Source organism: Kitasatospora sp. NPDC034035 (genome assembly GCF_055575755.1).
Genome location: NZ_JBVISA010000010.1, coordinates 127,749 through 147,817, shown reverse-complemented (window position 1 = coordinate 147,817; position 20,069 = coordinate 127,749). Strand labels below are relative to the sequence as shown.

Here is a 20,069-nt window from a genome sequence, read left to right as displayed (position 1 = left end):
GCCGGACCGGCCGGTGTCTCAGGCCTTCGGTGCGGTGGGGGCGGGGGAGGCGCTGGTGGCTGTGGCTGTGGCTGTGGGGGAGGTGCCGGCGGTGGTGGCGGCGTGGCGCATCCCCAGGCTGACCGCCAGACCGCCGAGCGCGGCCAGCAGCGCGAGACCGGCGCCGATGAGTAGCGTGCCGTCCGCGACGTCGCCGAACGTACCCACCGCCCAGGCGCCGAGCCCGGTGCCCGCGTACATGGTCGACGTCAGCCATGCACTGGAGGTCGCACGCAGCTCCGGGGCGATGGTGCCCGCCAGCGTCTGCTGGTCCGTCACGAAGCCGCCCGAGGCCAGGAACCACACCGTCACCCCGGCCAGGGCGAGCACCAGGCCAGGCCCCTTGGCCGCCACCGCGATGCCCACCGCCAGCAGGACGCCCCACAGCGGCAGCAGCGGCAGGTCGGACCGCCCGGCGGTCCTGGCCCGGTCGCCGAGCCGCCCGCCGACCAGCGAGCCGGCCACGCTGCCCGCACCGACCAGCACACCCACCAGGCCGAGCGCCTGGACCGACAGGTCGAAGCGCTGCACCAGCACCGCGCCGAGGAAGGTGTAGGCGCCCAGGTTGGCCGCGTTGAACACCGTGTTGACCAGCAGGGCGCGGCGCAGCGTCGGATCGGCCCAGCCCGCCAGGATCGCCCGTACGGCCCCCACCCGCGGCGCGGGCGCCTGCGCCGTACGGTCCCTGACCTGGCGCAGCAGCAGCGGCACCGCCGCGGCGGTGCCGACGGCCAACGCCCAGAACGCCGAGCGCCAGCCCGCCAGCCCGGCCAGGAAGCCGCCGAGCGGCACACCGATCACCTGCCCGCAGGAGAACAGCGCCATCCCGAGGCCCAGCGCCCGCCCGCGCACCGCCTCCGGCGCGGTCTCGGCGATGTGCGCCCAGATCGCCGGCCCGGCCGCGGCCGCCGCCAGCCCGGCCACCGCACGGGACACGACCAGCAGCGTCAGCCCGGTGGACAGGGCCGCCGCCGCGTTGGACAGGACGAACAGCAGGGTGCCCACGACGAGGGTGCGGCGGCGGCCGAACCGGTCGCTCAGCAGCCCGAGGAAGGGCGCCGCGACGGCGTACACCAGCACGTAGGCGGTGACGCTGGAGGCGGCGGCGGCCTCACTGGTGTGGACCGAGTCCGCGATGGTCGGCAGCAGCGGCGAGACCAGGAAGGTCTCCGTGCCGAACAGGAACAACAGGAGGAACACCCCGGCGTAGCGCCACCGGTCGAAGCCCCGCGCGGCCGTGTCCAGGGGCGGGACGTCCTCGGCCCGGTCGGGCAGGGGCGGGTCGGAGATGCTGCTCACGGCGAAGTACCACCTTCACGTACGGTGGCGCGGCCGGGCCCTCGGACGGCGGGCGGAAGCGGCCGCGCGACGGCTGACAGGACGTCCGATAGGGCCATCCTGCGGACCGTCCCGAGGCCCAGCCAGACAGGCGGTGATCCTGTGACTCCAGCTCACAGGCTCGGCCCGGCACGCGGCTCCGGCGGGTGCGGTGGAACAGCACCGGCGGGGGCTACGCCTGGCCGTCGGGCGTGCCGACGGTGAGGAGGCTGCGGAAGTACGAGGGGTCCACCCCCTCGTCCACCATCCGCCCCTCGGCCTCCACCCAGGCGTGCGCGCCGAACGGCGGCCGGGCCCGGACCCCCACCACCCAGGTGGGCCAGGTGCCGTGGGCCCGGCAGATCAGGACCGTCGCCAGTGAGCGTGGCAGGCAGCCCTCGAAGGCCGCGCAGCGCAGGCTGACCGCGACGACGGCGTTGCGGGCCGCCTCCGCCTCGGCGTAGCTCGCCGGGCGGGCGCCCTTGCCCAGCCGGGTCAGCAGTGCCCGGATCCTGGCCGGCGGCTTGCGGGCGAGCAGCCGGGCCAGGCCCACGGCCACCTTGGCGACGAGTTTCTGGCGGACCGTCAGCTTTGGTCCCGTCCTGGCGGGCACCACCGTGTCGCTCACGCGACCACGACCTTGAGCGTCACCAGCTTGGTGACCAGCCGCTCGACGTCCTGCCGGGCCCGGTCCGATGCGACGTCGAAGGTGGCCGTCAGCCGCTCGGCGGCCTGCGCGACGGTGCCGCCGTCCACCAGCGCCTGGAAGGCCGCGGCGGCGGTCCCGTTGAGCTGGAAGTAGCGGCCGTCCCGGCCGTCCAGCAGCACGATGCCGTACTCGGTGTCGGCGGTGGACACGTCCGGGTGAAGCGTGAAGGTCATGCTGGTCTCTCTCGTCGTGGTCGGGCGCGTTCCGGCGGTCGGGCGCGTTCCGGCGTTCCGGCGGGGCGGAGGGCGGCGGTTCCGGCAGGGCTGGCTGGGCGGAGCGGGCTCAGGCGAGCCGGTCCCTGGCCCAGAGTTCGGTGCTCAGAGCCACGGGCATCCGCCCCGCGTGCGTGGCGCTCGCGTACGGGCGGCGGCACAGTTCGCGCAGCGGGGCCGGGTCGACCAGCCCCAACTCCGCCAGCCGGGAGGTCTGCCAGAGCCGGTCGAGTTCGAGCCGGTGCCGGGCGAAGCCCTCGGCGGCGATCATCGCGCCGTCCGCCTTGGTGCGCCGCTCCAGCACCCGCCGGGGCAGCACGCCGGCCATGGCACTCTTGATCAGCGGCTTGAACTCCCAGGGCGTGACCCGCTCTTCGGGCCGCGCCGCGAGGCAGGCCGCGATCACCCGGTCGTCCAGGAACGGCGAGGAGCCGCTGTACCCCGGCTGGGCGACCACCTGGTGCAGCGACCGGACCAGCAGCCCGGCGTCCTGGATCGCGGCCAGGTCGCTGTGCCGGCCGCGGCTCGGGTCGAGCGGGCGGGCGCGCTCGGCGGCGGCGCGCAGTTCGACGGTGACCAGCTCCGCCGCTTCGGGCGTCAGCCAGTCGGGGAAGGCCGGTCCGCCGCCCCAGTCGAAGACGCGGTTGCGGCGCCGGACCCGGCCCGAGGTGAGCGCGTTCAGCTCGGCCGTGAACCAGGAAGGGTAGGAGCTGCCGTCCAGCAGGGTGCGCAGTGAGGCCCCGAGGTCCAGCCGGCTCAGCTGGCGGATGGTCCGGAGCCGCCGCAGGGCCATCAGCGGATGCCGGCGCAGCAGGTCGTGGTAGTAGGCGAAGTGGCCGGTCAGCGTCTGGTCGCCGCCCAGTCCGTCCAGGTGCAGGGTGGATCCGTGCTCGACGGCGAGCTCCCGCATGGCCCGCAGTCGGGGCGTGCTCAGCAGGGCGACGCTGGGCTCGTCGGTGACTGCCTCGAGGTCGGTCAGGCCCGCGAAGAAGCCCGGCACCTCGTGGCTCCCGAAGACGACGTGCTTGAGGTGGGGCAGTTCGGCGGCGGCGAGCTCGGCCCAGTGGAGGTCGTCGTCGGCCTGGTCGTCGTTGGCCATCGTGAACCCGACGACAGGCGTGTCCTGCGCGGCCAGCGCGAGCAGCGAGGTGGAGTCCAGGCCGCCGGAGAAGTCACCGGTCAGCCGGGTGGTGAGGGCGAGCCGTGCGTCGACGGCGGCGGCCAGTTCCGTGCGCAGCGCCACCGCGGCCTCGGCCAGGGAGAGTTCGGCCTGCGGTGACCGCCACCAGGGGTGCACCGTGGCACCCCGGCCGTCCGCCGGTACCGACAGCCAGCTGCCGGGCGGGACGGTTTCGACGCCCTGCCAGAGCGAGCGTTCGGGCAGCGGGTGGGGCAGGTTCTCCAGCAGGCGCAGCGCGAGTGCGCCCACATCCGGTGTGGGGCCGATCAGTTCGGCCAGCAGGTCGGTCCGGTCGGCGGCGATGGTCAGCCCGTCCAGGCTGCCGTGGCTGATCCGGCGCAGCCCCGAGGCGGTGCCCTGTACCCGCAGTCGCCCGCCCACCGAGGCGATCAGGTGGTAGCTGCCCGACCAGCGCAGTGACAGCTCGTCCAGCTGGGCCGGGTCGGTGATGCGCTCCACCTGGGCGTCCAGGTCGGCCTGGGTGGCGGAGCAGACACCCACGACGGCGAGAACGGTGTCACCCGCCTCGGCCTTCAGGAACTGTCCCGCGCTGATCCGGCCGGCCAGACAGGGCCGGCCGGATCGGTGCGACATGAGCGGCGTGGCATCCGGTGGAAGCCGGTCGGCGGCGGCGACTGCCCTCTGCTGGTCCGGGAGGACCACGAAGTACTGCTCACCAAAATCCACCGAACCGGCTCCCCCTTGACGGATTGGCGCGCCACGTCACTCATGGCGCGGATTTACCAGAAGCTACGCGGGATGGTGGTCACCCACGGTTCGCCGCCGACGAAACCCAAGTAGCCGGTGTCCTCGGCGAAAGAGCCCACCTCGAAGACCTCGGGGGTCTCGTAGGCCTGGAGCTCAGGGGTCTCCACGGAATTGTTGTCCATGACAGTCTCCTCCCTCATGATGCGAAACACGTCCGGGTGGGACAGAACGCTCGGAGAGCGTTCCTTGTTCGCGGGGGTCGGTAGTGCGGCGGCCGAGGTCAGAGCACATGCAAGGCGGCAAATCGACCGATAGCGCCCGATGCTGCTCACCCAAGGACCGGAGCCGACGACAACCGATGTCCAGTCAGCTGGTGCGAAATGCTTTCAGGACCATTTTCACCCCCGTGACGGTCTCCCTGACGCGGATCCGACAGTACCCACGAGATCTTCGGTAGGCAACCGTCAACATGGTGAGTTGACGTCACATCAGGTTCTCGCGGCGGCTCGTCCCGGAGGCCGTGCGGGGGAAATTCGCTCTCGGTGACGGCCCCGCTGCCTCTACCCTGCCTCCATGACCGAGGTATCCCGTCCCGTCCGTGTCCGATTCGCTCCGAGCCCCACCGGCATGTTCCACGTCGGCGGTGCGCGCTCGGCTCTGTACAACTGGGCGACGGCACGACAGCGGGGCGGCACGTTCGTCCTGCGGATCGAGGACACCGACGCCGCCCGCAACAAGCCCGAGTGGACCGCGGGCATCGTCAGCGCGCTCGCCTCGATCGGCATCCACCAGGGCGATCCGGCCTTCGAAGGCCCCTCCTTCCAGTCCGCCGCCGTCGAGCGGCACCGCGCGGCCGCGGAGAAGCTGTACGCCGCCGGGCGGGCCTACTACTGCGACTGCACCCGCGAGCGGCTCGCCGAGCGGACCGGCTCCGCCCAGCTCGGGTACGACGGGTTCTGCCGGGAGCGGGGCCTGGGCTTCGAGGCGGGCCGGGCGCTGCGCTTCCGCACGCCGGACGAGGGCGTCACCGTCGTGGTGGACCTGATCCGCGGGGAGCCGGCCTTCCCGAACTCCGCCCTCGAGGACTTCGTGATCGCCCGCGGCGACGGCAGCCCGGTGTTCCTGCTCGCCAACGTCGTCGACGACCTCGAACAGGGCATCAGCCAGGTCATCCGCGGCGAGGAGCACCTGTCGAACACGCCGAAGCAGCAGCTGCTGTGGGAGGCGCTCGGCGCGACCCCGCCGGTGTGGGCGCACCTGCCCGTGATCGTGAACGAGAAGCGGCAGAAGCTGTCCAAGCGCCGCGACAAGGTGGCCCTGGAGGACTACCTGACGGAGGGCTACCTGCCCGAGGCGATGGTGAACTACCTGATGCTGCTCGGCTGGGGGCCGAAGGACGACGTCGAGATCCGCCCGTACGCCGAGCTGGAGCAGCTGTTCCGGGTGGAGGACGTGAACGCCGCCTCGGCGTACTTCGACGTGGCCAAACTGCGGGCCTTCAACGGCGAGTACCTCCGGGCCATGGGGGTGGCGGAGTTCACCGCGGCGTGCGGGCCGTGGCCGGCCGCGCCGCGGGCGCCATGGCCGGCCGACGCGTTCGACGCGCGGGCCTTCGCCGCGCTCGCCCCGCTCGCGCAGTCCCGGATCGCGGTCCTGGGCGAGATCGTCGAGCAGGTCGACTTCCTGTTCCTGTCCGAGCCCGTCCGCGACGAGCCCTCCTGGGCGAAGGCCATGAAGGACCGGGGGAGTGCCCTCGCCCTGCTGCGCACCGCCCGGGAGCGGCTCGCCGCGGTGGCGGCCTGGGAGGCGGCGGCGCTGAAGGAGGAGCTGGCGGCGGTGGCGGCCGAGCACGGGCTGAAGCTCGGAAAGGCACAGGCGCCGGTACGGGTGGCGGTGACCGGCCGGACGGTGGGCCTGCCGCTGTTCGAGTCGCTGGAAGTCCTGGGCCGTGAGCGGACATTGGCCCGCCTGGACGCCGCCGTCGAGCGCCTGGCCTGAGGTGCCTGACTCCGACCGCTCGCCGACGTCGCGCGGAAGGGCCCGTCAGTCGGGTCCTTCCGCGCGACGCGCTCGGGCGGTCCGGTGAAGCGCGCCGGTCGAGCCGGTCAGTGCCCGGCGACCAGCTCCTCCAGTCGCGTGACCAGTGCCGCCGGGCTGGGCCGGGAGGCGATCTCGGCCTGCACCTCGCGGGCGGCCTGTCGGTGGTCCGGCGCGTCGAGCAGCCGCAGCAGGCCGTCCTTCACGGCGGTCGCGGTCGCCTCGTGCGGGGCGAGGGCCAGGCCGACGCCCCGGGCCGCGATCACGGCGGCGTTCGCCGGCTGGTCGGCGAGCCGCGGCACGACCAGTTGCGGGACGCCGTGGACCAGCGCGGTCAGCGCGGTGCCGGCTCCGCCGTGGTGGACGATGGCGGCGCAGGTCGGCAGCAGCGTACTGAGCGGCACCCAGCCGGCCACCCGCACGTTGTCCGGCACCGGGCCCAGGGCCGCCGCCTGGTCCTCTCCCATGGCGAGGATGAGTTCGACGTCCAGGCCGCCGCACTCCTGCAGGAACGCGCTGAGCTCGTCGAGCTCGCCGGAGAGCGGCAGCACACTGCCCAGGGTCAGGCAGACCCGCGGCCGGGACGGCGCCGCCAGCGCCCACTCGGGCAGCAGCCGGCTCTCGTTGTAGGGCACGTACCGCATCGACCACTCGGCCGCGTCGTCGTGGCCTCCCATGCTCGGCGGTCGGACGTCGATCGCCGCGGCCGCGGCGGCCGGCTCGTCCAGGCCCAGCTTGGCCCGCGTGGGTTCCAGGTACTGGGCGATGGACCGGCGGTACGTCGTCGCCTGCTCGTCGCTGCCAGCCCAGGCCAGCCGGACGCTCTGCTCCACGTACGGGACGCCGAGCGCGGTGGCCACCAGCGGCCCGGCGCCCTGCTCCAGGGTGGACAGCACGAGGTCGGGCCGGAACTCCTCGGCGACCTTCAGCAGGCCCTCGGCCATCTCCTCGCCGAACAGTCCGAGCCCGCCGCGTCGGGGCCGCGGTTCGCCGGGCGGCGTCATGTTGATCGCGTGGCTGGCCGCCATGAACTCGCCGAACACGTCGCGGCCGGGGCACACGTCGACCGCCGGGAGTCCGGCCGCGACCAGCGTTTCGGCGGCCTGGCCGTTGTTGGCGACCAGGACCTCGTGCCCGGCGGTCCGCAGCGCCCAGGCGAGCGGCACGGTGGGCAGGAAGAGGCCGGAGCCCGGGGCGGCCATGGACAGTACTCTCATTGCAGGTTCCCTTCCGAAGCGTGCGCGTCGTCGACGAGCAGCCGGGGCGTTCCCGGGCTGCTGCCGTCGAGGCGTTCGACGAGGCCGGTCGTGGTGATGAGCAGGGCGGGACGCGCATCGGCGAGCATGAATGCGATGCGTTCGGCCGGATAGCCGGGGTCGATCGGCAGGTAGGCCGCGCCGGTCTTCAGGACGGCGAGCATGGCCACCACCATCTCGGTCGACCGCGGCACCGCCAGGGCGACGATGGCCTCGGGCCCGATGCCCCGGCCGCCGAGGTCGGCCGCCAGTCGGTTCGCCCGGTCGTCCAACTCCCGGTAGGAGGTGGCCTGCTGACCGTAGCGGACGGCGACGCTGTCCGGTGTGGTGGCGGCCTGTGCGGCGAACAGCTCGGCCACCGAGCGGTCCGGCACCGGACGGGCCGTGTCGTTCAGCCCGACGATCAGCCGGTGCCGTTCCTCCGCCGTCAGCACGTCGATGTCGCCGACGGCGGCGTCCGACGCACCGGTGGCGAAGCCGCCGAGCAGGTGGACGAAGCGGTCGGCGACGCGCCGGGCCGCGGCGCCGGTGAGGAGGTCCGGGCGGTAGCCGAAGCAGAGCACGAGGGTCTCGCCCGGGTGGGCGATCAGGCTCAGCGGGTAGTGGATGCTGTTGTGCGCCTCCGTGCCCGTCACGCGCACGCCGGCGACGGAGTCGACGGTCCGGTCCAGCGGGTAGTTCTCGAACACCACGAGCGAGTCGAAGAGGTCACCGTCGATGTCCGACAGGCCCTGGATCTCGGTCAGTCCGAGGTACTGGTGGGCGCCGAGCCGGGACTGCTCCTCCTGGAGCCGCGCGAACAGTCCGCCGAGGGTCTCCCGCGGGTCGATCCGGACCCGCACCGGCACGGTGTTGACCAGCATCCCGACCATGGCCTCGACGTCGCGCAGCTCGGGTGCCCGGCCGGCCACCGTGGTACCGAAGACGACGTCGTCACGGCCCGTCAGACGGGACAGCAGCAGGCCCCAGGTGCCCTGGACCACCGTGTTGACGGTCAGGCCCAGCAGCCGGGCGCGTTCGGCGACGGCCGCGGTCAGGTCCCGGGGCACGGTGACCAGCACCTGCTCGGTCGGCACTGCCGTACGGCTGTCCGCGTTCGGCGCCACCCGGGTGGCCTCCTCCAGGCCGGTCAGCGCCGCGCGCCACGCCGCCCGGGCCTGCGGAGCGTCCTGGTGGGCCCGCCAGGCGAAGAACTCCTGCAGCGGCACGGCGGCCGGCAGCGCCGACGCGCCGCCGCCGGCGCCGTAGACCTCGAAGAGCTCGCGCAGCAGCAGCCCGGTGGACCAGCCGTCCAGCACGGCGTGGTGGTTCGTCAGCACCAGCCGGAACCGGTCGGACCGGCGCCGGATCAGCGTGAACCGCAGCAGCGGGGCCGCGGCCAGGTCGAACCGGCGGGTGCGGGCCTCCCGGGTGATCCGTTCGACCTCGGCCTCCCGGTCGCCGTCGGCGACCGCGGTGAGGTCCGCCTCCTCCCACGGCAGCGGCACCTCCGACTGGACCACCTGCACGGTGTCGCCGGTGGCCCGGCGCCGGAAGCTCGCCCGCAGGGTCGGGTGGCGCCGTACCACGGCCTCCACCGACCGCCGCAGCACGGCGGCGTCGAGCGGTCCTTCCAGGTCCAGCACCACCTGGACGTTGTACAGGGCCGATCCGTCCTCGTCGTACGCCGCGTGGAACACCAGTCCTTCCTGGACGGGCGTCAGCGGTAGGACGGTCTCGATCCTGGGCGTGCGCTTCGTTGCCGTTGTCACAGGTCCCCCTCCAGGGCCAGTTCTTCCTGAAGCTGGTCGATCTCGTCCTGGGAGAGCGAGACCAGTGGCAGGTCGGAGGGGCTCTGGCCCCCCGAGTCGGGCCGCTGGGCATGGTCGACCAGGGCCCGCAGGACGCGGAACCAGGTGGCTCCCAGGTCCTCGACCTCCGCGGCCGTGAACAGCTCAGCCGCCCAGGACCACTCGGCCACGAGCACCGGCTCCGCGCCGTCGTCCTCCCGGACGAGCGTGTTGACCTCCACCGCGTGCGCCAGCGGCAGGCCCGGGTCGGCGCCGCCGGTGAACCCGCCGACCTCGTGCGCCGGCGCCCACGCGCCGGACCCGGCGGGCGTGCCGAACCGGCCGAGGTGGTTGAAGCCGATCTGCGGCACCGGCAGCCCCGCGAGCGCTTGCCGGGTGCGCGGGTTGAGGTGGCGCAGCAGGCCGTAGCCCAGACCGTGGTCGGGGATGGCGGCCAGCTGCTCCTTGACCCGCTTCAGCACCCGTCCGGTCTCGGGCCCGGCCGCCCACAGGTCCGGCCACTCGACGGCGCCCGGGTCCAGCCGGACCGGGTGGACGGTGGTGAACCAGCCCACGGTGCGGGACAGGTCCACGCCGCCGACCGCGTCCTCCTCCCGGCCGTGGCCCTCGACGTCCACCAGCACCGGCGCGGCGGGACGGCCCCGCCGACGGGACCAGTCCTGCACGGCCAGGGCCACCGCGGTGAGCAGGACGTCGTTGACCGTGGCGTGGAAGACGGTGGTCACGTCGGTCAGCAGCGCCTTGGTGGCGTCCGCCGGCAGCGTCAGCTCCACGGTGCGCCGGGAGGCCACCACGTCCCGGGCCGGGTCCGGCGCCCGGCGGCCGAGCGGCGCGTCGGCGCCGTCCAGCATCGCCGTCCACAGGCCGAGTTCCGCCGTCCGCCGGTCGCTGCCGGCCTCCTCGGCGAGCAGCCTCGACCAGCGGCGCAGCGAGGTGCCGACCGGGGCCACCGCGGTGTCGGCGCCGCGCCGCAGCGCGTCGGCGGCCTCCGCCAGGTCGCCGAGCAGGATGCGCCAGGAGACGCCGTCCACCGCGAGGTGGTGCACGGCCAGCAGCAGGTGTCCGGGCGCGGCCGGCCCGGCGTCGAGCCACACGGCCTGCCACACGGTGCCGTGCTCGGGGGCCAGCCGGTCCCAGGCGCGCTCGGCCTGGCGCCGGGCGGCCTCGCGCAGCGCGTCCCCGGTCAGCCCGGCGACGTCGTGGCGGGCGAACCGGTCCGCGAGGTCTTCGCCCGGCTCGGTGATCTCCAGGTCCCAGCGGGTGTCGTCGTCCTTGCGGTGCAGCCGCAGCCGCAGGGCCTCGTGACGGTCCACCACCGACCGCAGCGCCGCCGTGAGCGTCGGCTCGTCGATGCCGGCGGGCAGCCGGACGAACATCGACTGGTTGAACCGGTCGACCGGGCCGCCCAGTTCGCGCAGCCACTCCATCACCGGAGTCGGTGCCAGCGGCCCCGGACCGGCCTCGGTGTCCTCCTCGGCCACCGGGTCGGCCTGCTCGCGCGCCACCCTGGCCAGGTTCGCCGGGGTGCGGTGGTCGAAGACGTCCCGGGGGGTGAACTCCAGGCCCTGGCGCCGGGCCTGGCTCACCAGCTGGATCGAGGTGATGCTGTCCCCGCCGAGCGCGAAGAAGCTCTCGTCGGGCCCGACCAGCGGCACGCCCAGGGTCTGTGCGAAGAGTCCGCACAGCAGTTCCTCGCGCGAGGTCCGCGGGGCCCGGCCGGTGTCCGGAGCGTGCTCGCCCGGGTCGGCCGCCGGCAGGGCGGCCCGGTCCAGCTTTCCGTTGGCGGTGACCGGCAGCCGCTCCAGGAGGACGTAGCCGGCCGGGACCATGTAGCCGGGCAGCTCGCTCGCGGTCCGCTCCGCGAGGTCGGTGACGTCCGGTTCGGCGCCGGGACGCGGGACCACGTAGGCGATCAGCCGGGTGGTGCCCGCCGAGGTGTCGCGGGCCAGCACGACGGCCTGGGCGACGTCCGGATGGCGGGCCACCACCGCCTCGATCTCGCCGAGTTCGATCCGGTGGCCGCGGACCTTCACCTGGGTGTCGGTGCGGCCCAGGTAGTCCAGCGCGCCGTCGGGCAGCCGACGGGCGAGGTCGCCGGTGCGGTACATCCGGCTTCCCGGCGCGCCGTACGGGTCGGCGACGAAGCGGTCGGCGGTCAGCGCGGGCCGGTTGAGGTAGCCGCGCGCGACACCGGTGCCCGCCAGGTACAGCTCGCCGGGCACCCCGGCCGGGACCGGGCGCAGCCAGCGGTCCAGCACGTAGGCCCGGGTGTGCGGCAGCGGGCGGCCGATGGGCGGGGCGAGCACCTGGTCGTCGGCGCACGTCCAGTCGGTGGCGTACACCGTCGCCTCGGTCGGCCCGTAGAGGTTGACGATCTCCGTACCGGGCAGCGACTGCCGGATCCGCCGCACCAGGGGCTCGGGCAGGGCCTCACCCGCCAGGACGAGCCGCCGGGCCGCGAAGGTCGGCGACGGGTCGGCGAGCAGCGCGGCCAGCGCCGACGGGACGCCGCTGATGAGCGAGCCCTGCCAGGGCCGTTCGGCCAGTTCCAGCAGATCGCGGACGATCTCCAGCTGCCCGCCGGCGGCCAGCGGGGCGAACAGCTCGAACACCGAGACGTCGAAGGAGAGCGAGGTGGCGGCCAGGACCCGCTGCAGTCCCTCGCCGCCGAAGCGCTCCACCGCCCAGCCCACCAGCGCGTTCATGGCCGCGCGCGACACGGCGACGGCCTTGGGGCGGCCGGTGGACCCGGAGGTGTAGATGACGTAGGCGAGCGAACCGTCGGGCGCGGACGGGAGGGCGCCGGACGGGACGGCCGCGTCGCCGGGCGTGCCGGGGTCGTCCAGCGCGAGCCGCGCCAGTCGGTCCGCCGGCGGCAGCCCCGGCACCTCCTCGCCGCTGGTGAGCACCAGCACCGGCGCGGCGTCTCGGACCATGAACGCGGTCCGCTCGGCCGGGTGCCGGTGGTCCAGCGGCAGGTAGCCGGCGCCGGTCCTGAGCACGGCCAGCAGCGCGACCATCAGTTCGGCCGAGCGCGGCACCGCCACCGCGACCAGGTCCTCCGGTCCGATGCCGCGGGCCCGCAGGTGCCGGGCCAGCCGGTCGGCCCGCTCGTCGAGCTCGCGGTAGGTCAGCGTTTCGGCCGCGCCGACCACCGCGATGCGGCCGGGTTCCCGCGCCGCCCAGTCCCGTACGGCCTCGGCCACGGCGACCGGGGCCACCGGGCGGCCGGTGTCGTTCCACTCCTCGGTGAGCTGCCGTGTCTCGGCCGGCTCCAGGGCCTCGATCCGGTCCGCCCGGGTGTCCGGGCCCGCCTCGGCGATCTCCCGGAGCAGCCGGGTGTAGCGCCGCACGATCTGCTCGGCGTCGGCGGCCGCGAACAGGTCCGGCCGGTACGTGAACTGCAGGTCGAGCGAGGGGCCAGGGGTGGCGATCAGGGCCAGCGGGTAGTGCACGTCGTTGTGCGTGCGGACGGCGCCCACCCGCAGGCCGGTCCGCGCGCCGCGGTTCAGGGCGTCCGGGTCCAGCGGGTAGTTCTCGAACACGGTGAGCGTGTCGAAGAGTTCGCCGTCGACGCCGGTCAGGCGCTGGATCTCGGCGATCCCGAGGTGCTGGTGGGCGGCGAGGCGGGACTGCTCGTCCTGCAGCCTGGCCAGCAGCGCGCCGATCGGCTCGTCGGGGCGCAGCCGCAGCCGCACCGGGACGGTGTTGATGAAGCAGCCGATCATCGTCTCGGTGCCCGGCAGCTCGGGCGGCCGTCCGGAGACGGTGGTGCCGAAGACGATGTCCTCGCTGCCGGTGAGTCGGCTCAGCAGGAGCCCCCAGGCGGCCTGCACGACCGTGTTGAGCGTGACGCCGTACTCCCGGGCCCGCCCGGTCAGCGCGGCGGTGACGGATTCGGGCAGCCGGACGGAGCGGGAGTCGGGCTGGACGGAGGCGTGCACGTCACCGTGCGGAGCCAGCCGGGTCGGCGCGTCGAGTCCGCCGAGCGCCGCCTGCCACGCCTGCTCGGCCGCGGTACGGTCCTGGCCGGCCCGCCAGTCCAGGTAGGTGCGCCAGGAGCCGGCCGGCCGCGCCGGTGCGTCGGCGCCCCGGGTGCCGTAGTGGGCGAACAGCTCCTGCAGCAGCAGGGGCATCGACCAGCCGTCCAGGACGATGTGGTGGTTGGTCACCGCGAGGGTGTGGCGGCCTTCGCCGAGGCGCAGCAGCGTCAGGCGCAGCAGGGGTGCCTCGGCCAGGTCGAAGCGGCGGCTCAGGTCGTCCCGGAGCGCCGCCTCGGCCTGGGCGGCCCGCTGCTCGGGGTCGAGCCCGCTCAGGTCCAGGTACCGCCACGGCACCGGGACCTCGGCCCGGACCACCTGGACCAGGCCGCCGCTCGCCCGGTGCCGTACGCAGGTGCGCAGCACCGGGTGGCAGAGCAGCAGGGCCTCGGCGGCCTCGCGCAGCGTCCCGGGATCGATCTCGCCGTCCAGGTCGAGGGCGATCTGGACGTGGTAGACGTCCGGCGCGTGGTCGTCGTACGCGGCGTGGAAGGCCAGGCCCTCCTGGAGCGGCGTCAGCGGCAGGACGTCCTCGACGTCGGGGCAGACGGCCTCGATCTCGTCGATGTCCTGCTGGTCGAGCCGGGTGAGCGGGAAGTCGGACGGCGTGTGGCCGCCGGCGCCCGGTCGGCGGGCGTGGGTGGCCAGCGCGCGCAGGGCGGTGGACCAGGTGTCGGCAAGGTCGCGGACCTCGTCCTCGGTGAGCAGGTCCGCGGGCCAGGACCACTCGGCGGACAGCCGGGGGCCGTTCTTCCCGTTCTCCCCGTCGTGCCCGTCGTGCCCGTCCTTCCGGCCCTCGCCGTCCTCGCCGTCCTCGTGGACGAGCGCGTTGATCTCCAGCGTGTGGGCGAAGGGCGTGCCGGGGTCGGTGTGTCCGGCCAGTGCGCTGCCGTCGCGCACCGGAGTCCAGGTGCCCCGGCCGCGGGTGGTGAGGGAGCGGCCGAGGTAGTTGAAGAGGACGTCCGGGCTGCCGAGGTCGGCCAGGGCCGTGGCGGCCTGCGGGTTGAGGTGGCGCAGCAGCCCGAAGCCCAGTCCCTTGCCGGGCACCGCCGCCAGCTGCTCCTTGACCGAGCGCAGCGCCGTTCCGACGGCCTGGCCAGTAGCCCAGGTCTCGGCCGGTTCGGTCACGCCGGGGTCGAGGCGCACCGGGAAGAGGCTGGTGAACCATCCGACGGTGCGGGACAGGTCGGCTCCCGGGACGGTCTCCTCCTCGCGGCCGTGCCCCTCCAGGTCGACCAGCACCGGCGCGGTCTCGTGCCCGCGCCGCCGGCGCCAGTCCTGCAGGGCCAGGGCCAGGGCGGCGAGCAGGACGTCGTTCGCGCCGGCGTGGAAGGCGGTGGTCACCTCGGTGAGGAGCGCCGCGGTGGTGTCGGCGTCGACGGAGGACACCAGGGTGCGCCGGGTGGCGAGGACGTCCCGGGTGGGATCGAGCGCGCGTGCGCCGAGCGGGGCGGTGGCGCCGGAGAGCGTCTCCCGCCAGTGGTCGAGCTCGCCGACCACGTCGGCGGTGCCGGCCCGCTCGGCCAGCTGCTGCGACCACTGCCGCAGCGAGGTGCCCACCGGGGCGGGTGCGGGGCGCCCGCCCTCGGCGAGGGCGGCGTAGGCGTCGGCCAGGTCGGGCACCAGGACGCGCCAGGACACCCCGTCCACGGCCAGGTGGTGGACGGCCAGGAACAGCCTGCCGCGGCGGGTCGGGCCGGCGTCGAACCAGACGGCCTGCACCAGGACGCCGCGCTCGGGGTCGAGCCGGTCGAGGGCGGCTTCCTCCCAGGTCCGCAGCTCCGCCTCGGTGGGTTCGCCGGTCTGGGTGACGGCCACCCGTTGCAGGCACCCGGCGGCGTCGACGGCGCCGGCCGGCCGTACCGTCAGCGACCACGCGTCGTCGACGTCCCGGTCCAGCCGCAGGCGCAGCGCGTCGTGGTGGTCGAGCACGGTCTGCAGGGCGTCGCCGAGGGTCTCCAGGCGCAGTCCGGCGGGCACGTCGAGACGCATCGACTGGCTGAACCTGCCGACCGGGCCGCCGAGTTCACGCAGCTGGTGGACGATCGGCAGCAGCCGAACGGGACCGACTCCGGTGCCGGGCACCGGGGCCTGGGTGTCCTGGGTACGGGCCACCTCGGCGAGCCGGGCGACCGTCCGGTGCTCGAAGACTTCGCGCGGGGTGAACAGCACTCCGGCGCCGCGCGCGCGGCTGACCAGCTGGATCGCGCCGATGCTGTCGCCGCCGTGGTCGAAGAAGCTGTCGTCGGCACCGATGCCGGGCAGGCCCAGGACCTCGGCGAACAGCCGGCTCAGCAGTTCCTCGCGCGGACCCCGGGCCGGTCGGCTGCCGCCGGTGGCGCGGAACTCCGGTGCGGGCAGGGCGCGTCGGTCCAGCTTCCCGTTGGCCGTGGTGGGCAGCGCGTCGAGCACCATGACGGCGGCCGGGACCATGTAGTCGGGCAGGTTCTCCCGCAGGTGCTCGCGCAGGGCGGCGGCGAGCCGGCCGGCCTCGCGGCCGACCGCGGGGTTGTTGGTCAGGGCCGGCGGCGCCGCCGCGGCCGGGAGGAAGACGTCGGTCAGGGCCGCGGTGGCGGCGTCCGTCCGGGAGCTCAGGAAGAGCACGTCGAGTTCGCCGTCGGAGCCCTCGCCGGACCAGGTGACCACCGTGCGGTAGCCGAGGTCTTCGCCGAGCGCGTGGAAGGCCTCGGGCAGCGGGCCGGCCGGGACGTCGCCGTCCACCGCCTGCCGGACGTCCGCCATCGGCGCCCCGGCGAACAGCTGCCGGGTGGCGGAGACCTCGGGCGCCAGGCAGGCGTTGGGCACGCCGGTGATCCGCAGCCGGGCCGGCGCGTCGGTGGCGAGCCGGTGCCGCAGCGCGGTCAGGTCGGCGACCTCGGTGCCCCAGTCCGCGTCCGGCACGTCGAGCAGCGAGACGGGCCGGTGCTCCGAGCGCTTGTGCAGGACCACGTCGTAGCGGTAGCGGCTCAGTTCGGTGTCGTAGTCGCCGCGCTTGACCCGGATGTCGACGCCGGCGAGGTCGTCGGTCTCCTGCTGGAGCGCGGTGAAGAACCGCGGGTCGACCAGGAGTTCGTTCTCCTGCCGGGTCCGCTGTTCCACGGCCCGGCGCACGGCCTGCGGGTCCGCGTCCGCCGGGCTGTGCGCGAGTTGCACACCGGTGGCGAGGTACTGACGGAGCCTCAGATCGCGGACGTCTCCGAGGAACACGGCGCCGCCGGGGCGCAGCAGGCCGAGCGCTCCGCGCAGGACGGTCCCGAGGTACTCCGCGGTGGGGAAGTACTGCGCCACGGAGTTGATGACCACGGTGTCGAAGAAGTCCTCGGGCAGCCCGGCCGGGTCGTCGGCCGGCTGGGTGCGCAGCTCCACCCGCCCGGCCAGGTCCGGCCGGGTGTCGAGGTGCCGGCGCAGCGCGGCGATCGCCGCGGGGGAGAAGTCGGTCGCCCAGTACCGCTCGGTGTCCGGCGCGAGCCGGGCGAGCAGCAGGCCGCTGCCGACGCCGATCTCCAGTACCCGGCGGGGCCGGAGGGCGCGGATCGCCTCCACCGTCCGGTCGCGCCACTGCCGCATGTCCTCCAGCGGCAGCGGGCGGTCGGTGTAGCTGCTGTCCCAGCCGGCGAACTCCTCGCCGAAGGCGGCCTCGGACTGCGCGCCGTACATCGACTGGTACAGCTGCTGCCACTGGTCGACGTGCTCGCCGTGGGTCCGCTCCTGCACGGAGGCGAGGCGGTTGCGCTCGGGCACCACGTAGCCGACGAGGTACTTTCCGGACGAGCGGTCGTCGCGGGCCACCACCACCGCCTCGCCGACCTCGGGGTGCTCGCCGAGGACCGAGGCGATCTCGCCGGGTTCGATCCGCACGCCCCGGATCTTCACCTGGTCGTCGGTCCGGCCCAGGTAGGCCAGCTGCCCGTCGGCGTCCCACCGGGCGAGGTCGCCGGTGCGGTACATCCGCTCACCGGGCCGGCCGAACGGGCAGGCCACGAAGCGCTCCGCGGTGACGGTGGGCCGGCCGAGGTAGCCGCGCGCGAGGCCGGTGCCGGCCAGGTAGAGCTCGCCGGGCACGCCGTCGGGCACCGGCTCCAGGGCCTGGTTCAGCACGTACACCCGGGTGTTGGCGATCGGGAGTCCGATCGGCGGGGCGCCGGTGCGTGCCGGGTCGCACTGCCAGGACGTCACGTCGATGGACGCCTCGGTCGGTCCGTACAGGTTGTGCAGCTCGCAGTCGAGGACGGCGAAGAACCGGTCGGCGAGTTCGGCGGGCAGCGCTTCACCGCTGCAGATCACCCGGCGCAGGCCGGTGCACCGGGCGGTCTCGGGCTCGGCCAGGAAGGCCTGGAGCATGGCGGGGACGAAGTGGACGGTGGTGACCTGCTGTTCGCGGATCACCGCGGCGAGGTAGCCCGGGTCGCGGTGCAGCCCGGGGTCGGCCATCACCAGGGTCGCGCCGCTCACCAGGGGCCAGAAGAACTCCCAGACGGAGACGTCGAATCCGCAGGACGTCTTCTGCAGCACCCGGTCCTGCGCGGTCAGCCGGTAGCGGTCCTGCATCCACTGCAGCCGGTTCGCCAGGCCGGCGTGGGTGTTGACCGCTCCCTTGGGCCGGCCGGTCGAGCCGGAGGTGTAGATGACGTAGGAGGGCGAGTCCGGCGTGAGCGGGCGCGGGCGGTCGGCCTGGGTGACGTCCCGGCCGGGCGCCGCTTCCAGGGCCGTCGCCGGCTCGGCGTCGTCGAGCAGCAGCTGCGGGGTGGCCGTGGCATGGGGCAGCCGGGGCACGGTGTCCTGCGTGGTGATCAGCAGCGCCGGCCGGGCGTCGTCGAGCATGTACGCGATGCGGTCGGTCGGGTAGTCCGGGTCGACCGGCAGGAACGCGGCACCGGACTTGACCACGGCCAGCAGGGCGGTGACCAGGTCCACGGACCGCGGCACCGCGAGCGCGACGACGTCCTCCGGGCCGAGGCCGCGGGCGAGCAGCAGCGCCGCGAGCCGGTTCGCCCGCTCGTTCAGCTCCCGGTACGAGAGGCCGTGCGGCCCGTGCACCACGGCCGGGGCGTCCGGGGTGGCCGCCACTCGGGCCTGGAACAGGTCGACGACCGTCTCGGGGCCGGTCGGCCGCCCGGTGTCGTTGCGGCCGACGAGTAGCCGTTCCAGGTCGTCGGTCCGGAAGACGTCGAGCTCGTGGCACGGGGTGTCCGGGTCCGCCTCGGCCATCTGTTCCAGCAGTCGCAGCAGGCCCTGGCCGTGCACCCGCAGATCGGCGCGGCGGTAGAGCTCGGTGTTGCCGTCGACGTCGATCCGTCCGCTTCCCCGCCGGACGTCTCCGTAGAACACGAAGGCCAGGTCGTCGACCGGTCCGTTGGTCAGGTTGTGGATCGTCGTCGCGCATCCGGCGAGATCCACGTCCTGGTCGAAGAACTGCAGGTTGACGTGCGGCCCGACCAGCGGGCTGCTTTCCTCTCCCGCGCCGAGGTCGTTGCGCAGATCCTCATATCGGTAGCGCTGGTGCCGAAGGCCGAGCAGCATTTCCGCGGAGACGTTCTGCAGCAATCCGGACAGCGGCAGCTCCGGTCCCGCCATAACGCGCAGCGGCACCACGTTGGACATCATTCCGGGAATACCGCGTATGGCCTTGCCGAACCGGGCGGTAACGGGCAGCCCGAGCACGACGTCCGTTTCACCGGTGAGTCGTGCGGTGTAACGGGCGGCGGCCGCGGCGTAAACGGCCGCAGGTGTCACGCCGCAACGCTGCGCCAGTTTGCCGAGTGCCTCGCTCAGCTCGCTCTCGATTTCCACCGTCTCGCGGGTCCGGCCGCCCTGACGATTCGGCTCGGCCTGTCCGAAGGTCGCCGGCGCCGGGCTGTCCGCCAGTTTCTCCATCCAGTACGCACGGTCCGTGTGGAATGCCGCGGACTCGCGATAGGCACGATCCGAGCGCAACATCTCCCCGAAATGGCCAAGGCCGTTCACATCGGCCCGGCCGGTCGCCAGCGCGGTGTACCGGGAGGCGGCTTCCCGTACGAACAATGCGCCGGAGAAGCCGTCGATGGCCACGTGGTGGGCCCGCAGGTACCACAGGTGACGGTCCTCGCCGATCCGCAGCAGCGCGAAGGAGTACATCCGGCCGCTGTCCGGGGCGAGCGGCACGGCGAGCTCGTCCTCCATCCAGGCCATCGCCGCCCGGTGCGGCTGCTCCTGGTCGCGCAGGTCCAGGCAGGGCATGACGAGTTCGGCCGAGTCGTCGACCACCTGCACCGGCTCCGGGCCGGACGCCACGATGCGGGCCCGCAGGGTCGGGGTGTCGGCGAAGGTCCCGCGGGCCGCCCGCACCAGCAGGTCGACGTCGAGCGGGCCGACGATGTCGGCGTACAGCGCGACGCTGTAGTCGAGGCCGTCCCGCGCGAAACGCTGGGCCAGCCATATTCCGGTCTGCGCGGAAGTAAGAGCGAATTCTTGACGCGCTGTTGCGGGCATGCAGAGTCCTTCGCAAAGCTGTTGGCGGTTGCAGTCAACTCACGAACAGGCGAGGTCCCGAGGATTGGATGGCGGTACCGCGTTGCGGCGGGCGCGCGCGTCCGGCTGTTTCCTTCGGGATCTCCGCGAGTTCCAGCGAAGCTTCAGCGCGAAGGCCCGGCGCGGTCCCAGCATCGACAAAACTGCACGATCACGTGCACATCCCCCGTCCCCCGTGTCTCGTGCCGTGCGTCCCGTTCCTCGACGTTCTCGAACAACAGTCCCGCAGGCACCGTTCCGCAGCGTACCCCGGCCAATAGAGTTCGCAAAGGCC

General features: G+C 73.9%; 9 protein-coding genes. 1 reads left to right on the top strand and 8 read right to left on the bottom strand.

The window, feature by feature from the left end; all coding sequences use genetic code 11:
• Window positions 1–18 precede the first annotated feature (18 nt).
• The 5 genes from ACZ52J_RS16630 to ACZ52J_RS16610 form a co-directional block, all read right to left on the bottom strand.
• Window positions 19–1,338 (bottom strand): MFS transporter, encoded by a 1,320-nt coding sequence (locus tag ACZ52J_RS16630; protein WP_465619450.1) that lies wholly within the window; start codon window positions 1,336–1,338, stop codon window positions 19–21.
• A gap of 211 nt (window positions 1,339–1,549) precedes the next feature.
• Complete coding sequence (locus ACZ52J_RS16625) at window positions 1,550–1,984, bottom strand: lasso peptide biosynthesis B2 protein (protein WP_465619448.1); 435 nt, start codon at window positions 1,982–1,984, stop codon at window positions 1,550–1,552.
• Window positions 1,981–2,238: a lasso peptide biosynthesis PqqD family chaperone gene (locus ACZ52J_RS16620; protein ID WP_465619446.1), complete on the bottom strand. Its 258-nt coding sequence runs from the start codon at window positions 2,236–2,238 to the stop codon at window positions 1,981–1,983. Before ACZ52J_RS16620 ends, ACZ52J_RS16625 begins: the two co-directional genes overlap by 4 nt.
• Before the next feature lie 109 nt (window positions 2,239–2,347).
• Window positions 2,348–4,051 carry an asparagine synthase-related protein gene (locus ACZ52J_RS16615; RefSeq protein ID WP_465619444.1) on the bottom strand — a complete coding sequence of 568 codons (1,704 nt, stop codon included), beginning with the start codon at window positions 4,049–4,051 and terminating at the stop codon, window positions 2,348–2,350.
• 146 nt (window positions 4,052–4,197) lie between these two features.
• Window positions 4,198–4,347 (bottom strand): keywimysin-related RiPP, encoded by a 150-nt coding sequence (locus ACZ52J_RS16610; RefSeq protein ID WP_465619442.1) that lies wholly within the window; start codon window positions 4,345–4,347, stop codon window positions 4,198–4,200.
• 445 nt (window positions 4,348–4,792) lie between these two features.
• On the opposite strand from ACZ52J_RS16610, the gene gltX reads away from it, so the two are divergent.
• The gene (gltX, locus tag ACZ52J_RS16605; protein ID WP_465619663.1) at window positions 4,793–6,163 is read left to right on the top strand and encodes a glutamate--tRNA ligase; all 1,371 of its coding nucleotides are present in this window, start codon (window positions 4,793–4,795) and stop codon (window positions 6,161–6,163) included.
• Window positions 6,164–6,270: 107 nt separating this feature from the next.
• On the opposite strand, the gene ACZ52J_RS16600 is transcribed toward gltX, so the two are convergent.
• Genes ACZ52J_RS16600 through ACZ52J_RS16590 form a run of 3 tightly spaced genes read right to left on the bottom strand, consistent with a single transcriptional unit; the run spans window position 6,271 to window position 19,756 of the window.
• Window positions 6,271–7,419: a nucleotide disphospho-sugar-binding domain-containing protein gene (locus ACZ52J_RS16600; RefSeq protein WP_465619440.1), complete on the bottom strand. Its 1,149-nt coding sequence runs from the start codon at window positions 7,417–7,419 to the stop codon at window positions 6,271–6,273.
• Window positions 7,416–9,209 carry a condensation domain-containing protein gene (locus tag ACZ52J_RS16595; protein WP_465619438.1) on the bottom strand — a complete coding sequence of 598 codons (1,794 nt, stop codon included), beginning with the start codon at window positions 9,207–9,209 and terminating at the stop codon, window positions 7,416–7,418. The genes ACZ52J_RS16600 and ACZ52J_RS16595 overlap by 4 nt, the downstream gene beginning before the upstream one ends.
• Window positions 9,206–19,756, bottom strand: coding sequence for an amino acid adenylation domain-containing protein (locus ACZ52J_RS16590; protein ID WP_465619436.1), 10,551 nt, complete (start codon window positions 19,754–19,756; stop codon window positions 9,206–9,208). Before ACZ52J_RS16590 ends, ACZ52J_RS16595 begins: the two co-directional genes overlap by 4 nt.
• Window positions 19,757–20,069 lie beyond the last annotated feature (313 nt).